Consider the following 3610-nt stretch of genomic DNA (forward strand, 5'->3'; position numbering starts at 1 on the left):
AGCCGGGCCCAGCCCACCGACTGCACCCCGCTGGTGATGGACGCGGTGCAGGCCGCCGCCGACCAGCTCGGCTACGCCAACATGCGCCTGCCCAGCGGCGCCGGCCACGACGCCGTCTACATGGCGCCCACCGGCCCCATCGGCATGATCTTCATCCCCTGCCTGAACGGACGCAGCCACTGTCCCGAGGAATGGATCGAGCCGGCGCAACTGCTGGACGGCACCCGCGTGCTGTACCAGACCGTGCTGGAACTGGATCGCAGGCTGTCACGCTGACCGCCGCGGCGCGCGCCACATCCGGCGCGCCGCCGCTGCCGCCAGCGCCAGCGGCAGCACGATATCCCATTGGTGCAGGAACAATTCGAAGGTCGGCTCCCAGCGGGCCCAGGTATTGCCGAACACGCGCGGATCGGGCATGCCCAGATACATGGCCAGCAACGCCGCCACGAACGTCACGGCCACGCGTCCGCGCCCCGGCGCCCGACGCCGCCACAGCCGTTCCGCCACGATCAACGCCGCCAGCGCGACGAGGCCGGCGAACACCGCATCGATAAGGAAATCGGCGCGTTCGTAGGTATAGGGCGCGTCGGGAATCGCCAGGCCATAGGCGCCGGTCTGCAGCTTCGCCGTCAGGCAGGCGCCGTACAGCGCGGCGACCGCCACGAGCAACAGAAGATCGCATACCCCGCGCAGGAATCTGGACATGGCCGAACAATGGGAAAGACGGCGCAAACGCGCCAACGCCCGGCAGCATGCCATGAAACCCCGCCGGCTCGCCACGGACCGGCCCGCCGGGCTACAGTAGCCGGCTCATGGATCATCCCGGGCCCGCCATGCCGCTTCTCCGTCTGCTCTGCCTGCTTGCGCTGGCCTGTGCGCTGCCCGCCGCGGGCTGGGCCGCCGGGCTCAAGGACCAGCGCTACGGCCCAGCGTCGGCGCAACTGGCCGACGTCCACCTTCCCGCCGCCTCATCGGCCACGCCCGGCCTGGCGCCGATCCTGGTGCTGGTGCATGGCGGCTCCTGGTTGCACGGCGACAAGGCCGAACCCGATTTCATCCGGGACAAGCTGGCGCGCTGGCTGCCGCTGGGCTTCGTGGTCGTCTCCGTCAATACCCGCCTGCTGCCCGACGCGGGGCCGCGGGAACAGGCCGAGGACCTGGGCCTGGCCCTCGCCTGGATCCAGCGCCAGGCCGCCGACTGGCGGGCCGATCCAGCGCGCATCCTGATCATGGGCCACTCCTCGGGCGGCCATCTGCAGGCCCTGCTGGCGGCCGACGCCCCGCTGCGCGAGCGCACCGGCGCCCGGCCCTGGTTGGCCAACATCATCCTGGACGGCACGCCCTTCGACCTGCCGGGCATCATGGCCGCCGAGCACGCGCCGTTCTATGACAAGGCATTCGGCAACGATCCGGCCTATTGGCGCGCCGCCTCGCCCGCCGCGCAACTGAGCGGCCCCAATCCGCCGACGCTGCTGGTCTGCTCGTCATTGCGGCCGCAGTCGTGCCAGCGTTCGCGCGACTACGCGCAGCGATTGATGGCGCACGGCGGCCAGGCGCAGGTGCTGCCGGTGGCGCGCAACCACGGGCAGATCAACGCCGACGTCGGCGGCGACAATGACGAGACCCGGGCCATCCTCGCCTTTATCGACGCGCAGTTGCGGCGCCGGGCCGGCGACTAGGAGGCTTCGTCACGCCATGACCCGCTTCACCCTGCAACGACTGCGCATCGGCGCCTGGTTGGCCCTGGGCGATGGCGCCTTGCTGGCCGCCGGCGCGGCGCTGTGCGCGCTGCCGCTGCTGGCCTGGGCGTCGCTGCCCGGCGCCGCCGCCGTCCTGGGCGTGGCGCTGACGCTGCCTGCCCTGGTGTCGGGCGTCATCATGCTCAGGACACCGTTCAGCGCCGCCCCCGACCACCCCGAGGACGGCGTGCCGCTGCGCCGCGACGACGCGCCCGGCCTGTTCGAGGAACTCGACCGCCTTCGCGCCGCCCTGGCCGCGCCGCCGCTGGACGCGGTCTATCTGGACGGCGAATTCAATGCCGCCATCCGCCAGCACCGCACGCTGGGCGGCCGGACCCGCAACGTCCTGTGGCTGGGACAACCGTTGCTCGAAATGCTGTCGCCGGCCGCGTGCCGCGCCATCCTGGCCCATGAAACCGCCCACATCGCGCAACGCCACGGCCGCTACGCCAGCCGCGTGTATTTCGCGCGCCTGCAATGGCAGGACGTCAGCCAGCGGCTGGATCGGCGCCGGCGCCTGTCGAACGCGCCGCTGCGGCTGTTCGTGGCCTGGTACGTGCCGCGCTTCCTGCAGGTCAGCCTGGACTTCGCCCGGCAGTGCGAAGTCCAGGCCGATGCCGAGGCCGCGCGCGTCTGCGGCCAACCCGCCATGGCCGAGGCGCTGTCGGCGATGGCGCTGCAATGGCGGGCGTTGCGCGGCGCCTGGCCGGCGCTGCTCGCCGCCAGCGATCCGCCGCGGCCCTACGCGGCGCTGGCGGCGCGGGACGCGCTGGCGGCGCCCGCCGACGAAGCCGAGGCCCGCGTCTGGCTGCACGCCGCCCTCTGCGCCACGACCGGCGACGGCGATACTCACCCGTCGCTGGCGGATCGCCTGGCCGCGCTGGCGGCCGATCCGGACCGGCCGTTGCCGTGGCGCCGCGCCGCCCCCAACGCGGCCCAGGCCTGGTTGCCCGCGCAACGTGCGGCCCTGGCCGCCCGGCTGGACGAGCGCTGCGCGGCGCAATCGGCCGACGAGGCCGCGCAGGCGCGCCAGGAGCGGGAGGCGCTCACCGCCCAGTACCATGACTTGCTGCGCAAACGCCGCATCCGCGCCTTGTCGGCCGATGAAACCGCGCGCTGCGCCTGGCTGCGGGACACCCTGGACGACGACATCGCGGGCGCCGCCGCGCTGGCCGAGGACGGCCTGCGGCATGCGCCCGGCCATCCCGCCCTGCTGGCCCAGCTGGCGCGCTGCCGCCTGCGCGAGGGACGCCCGCAGGAAGCCGCGGACCTCTGGCGCCGCGCCGCGGACCCGCCCGGCCCGGAACAGCTGCCCAGCCTGCGCCAGCTCAGCCTGGCGGCCCTGCGCGAGGGCGACCGCGCACGGGCCGAGGATTACCGCCGCCAGGCCGACGCCCTGCAACGATCGCCCCCGCACGCGAACGCGGCGGACGGCTACGATCCGCACGACCTGTCGCCCGCCGAGCTCGGCAAGCTGGCCGACACGCTCGATCCGCTGCTGCGCATCGCCACCGGCGCCTGGCTGCTGCGCCCCGCCGCCGGCGGCCGCTATCGGCTGCTGGTGCTGGCGCGCGACGCCGCCCTGCTGCGCGTCATCGGCCGCCTCACCGGCGAGCCCAGCTATCTGCGGCGCGACTGTGAACAACTGCTGGGCCGGCTGCTGCCGCGCCTGCGCCTGGACGTGGAAGCCGACATCATGGCCGCCGGCGATCCCCGGCTGGCGTGGTGCGTCGAGCAGGCGCGCGTGCGCCGTCCCGCCTGACGTCCGCCTGAAGCCCGACCGACACGCGGCGCGCCGTGCAACTTTCCGCCCGGCGCGCGGTCGATTCACCACACCACGCCCTTCGGCAGGCCGGCGGTCGCCACCCCCC

At 73.9% G+C, this 3610-nt stretch carries 4 protein-coding genes; 3 read left to right on the top strand and 1 reads right to left on the bottom strand.

All coding sequences use genetic code 11. The features are described 5' to 3' along the window. Positions 1-276: M20/M25/M40 family metallo-hydrolase (locus AOZ49_RS31410; protein WP_082380669.1), on the top strand; the 276-nt coding region annotated here is incomplete at its 5' end. Here AOZ49_RS31410 and AOZ49_RS31415 read toward each other — a convergent pair. Next, on the bottom strand, positions 268-705 hold the full coding sequence (locus AOZ49_RS31415; protein WP_054429071.1) for a hypothetical protein: 438 nt from the start codon (positions 703-705) through the stop codon (positions 268-270). The genes AOZ49_RS31410 and AOZ49_RS31415 overlap by 9 nt on opposite strands. Before the next feature lie 128 nt (positions 706-833). Here AOZ49_RS31415 and AOZ49_RS31420 point away from each other — a divergent pair, with 128 nt between their 5' ends. Together AOZ49_RS31420 and AOZ49_RS31425 are read left to right on the top strand one after the other, a co-directional pair. Then, positions 834-1679, top strand: coding sequence for an alpha/beta hydrolase (locus tag AOZ49_RS31420; RefSeq protein ID WP_054479821.1), 846 nt, complete (start codon positions 834-836; stop codon positions 1677-1679). 16 nt (positions 1680-1695) lie between these two features. Then, the gene (locus AOZ49_RS31425) at positions 1696-3501 is read left to right on the top strand and encodes a M48 family metalloprotease (protein ID WP_054479823.1); all 1806 of its coding nucleotides are present in this window, start codon (positions 1696-1698) and stop codon (positions 3499-3501) included. Positions 3502-3610 lie beyond the last annotated feature (109 nt).

It is taken from the genome of Achromobacter sp. 2789STDY5608615, from assembly GCF_001298995.1.
Taxonomy (GTDB): Bacteria; Pseudomonadota; Gammaproteobacteria; order Burkholderiales; family Burkholderiaceae_B; genus Achromobacter; species Achromobacter insuavis.

Bases quoted from the DNA above. Each gene is read 5' to 3' on its own strand.
- AOZ49_RS31420 (WP_054479821.1), top strand. From the start codon at position 834: ATGCCGCTTCTCCGTCTGCTCTGCCTGCTTGCGCTGGCCTGTGCGCTG.
- AOZ49_RS31425 (WP_054479823.1), top strand. From the start codon at position 1,696: ATGACCCGCTTCACCCTGCAACGACTGCGCATCGGCGCCTGGTTGGCC.
- AOZ49_RS31415 (WP_054429071.1), bottom strand. From the start codon at position 705: ATGTCCAGATTCCTGCGCGGGGTATGCGATCTTCTGTTGCTCGTGGCG.